This is a genomic window from Streptomyces sp. LS1784, from assembly GCF_020103755.1.
Lineage (GTDB): Bacteria > Actinomycetota > Actinomycetes > Streptomycetales > Streptomycetaceae > Kitasatospora.
Window position 1 is genome coordinate 1 of sequence record NZ_JAHSQD010001201.1, and the last position, 787, is coordinate 787.

Here is a 787-nt window from a genome sequence, read left to right on the forward strand (position 1 = left end):
CGGCGCCCCGCGCGTACGCCTGGGCGGCCAGCGAGCGGGCCCGGGCGGTGGCGCCGAGGAAGGGGTGCAGGCCCCCGGTGAGCAGCTGGTGGGCGATCACGCCGAAGGCCCAGACGTCGGCGCTGGGGCGCACCGCGACGCCGCGGGCGCCGGTGCGCTCGGACCACCACTCGGGCGGGACGTGGTCGGGCGAGCCGAGCGGCGGGGCGTAGGCGTGGGTGCCCTCCAGCTCGGCGGTGAGGCCGAAGTCGGCGATCTTGGCGGTGCCGTCGGGCATCAGCAGGACATTGGCCGGTTTCAGGTCCCCGTGGACCCAACCGGCCCGGTGCATGTGGGTCAGCCCGGCGCAGACCTCGGTCAGGATGCGCTCGGCGTCCGGCACCGCCGTCCCGGGGCGGGCCTCGGCCAGCAGATCCTGGAGGCTGCGGGCGGCACGTTCCATCACCAGGGCGACGGCGCCGTCCAGCGCCGGGTGGTCCGGGCCCTCGACGGTGACCACGGCGAGGGTGCGGATCAGGTGGGGGTGGTCGGCGCGGCGGCTGAAGCACTGCTCGCTGCGGGCCATCCGGGCCACGGTCCGGCGCTGGCCGGGGCTGAACCGGGCCGCACCGAGGATCTTGACGGCAGCAGGGCTGCCGTCGGGGCCCTCGGCGGCGTGCACGCTGCCCCAGGCGCCCGCACCGAGGAAGGCGCCGAGCCGGTAGCCGGCGATCGGGTAGCCCTCCGGGACCGCGAAGGGCGGACCGCCGGGCACCGGGCCGTCGCCGGGCGGGTCCGGCTCGGGTCG

The 787-nt window shown here is 77.8% G+C and carries 1 protein-coding gene; it reads right to left on the reverse strand.

Annotated features, from left to right (window positions below):
• A partial coding sequence (locus KS423_RS46535) for a protein kinase (protein WP_263455927.1) occupies nt 1-787 on the reverse strand: 787 nt, incomplete at both ends.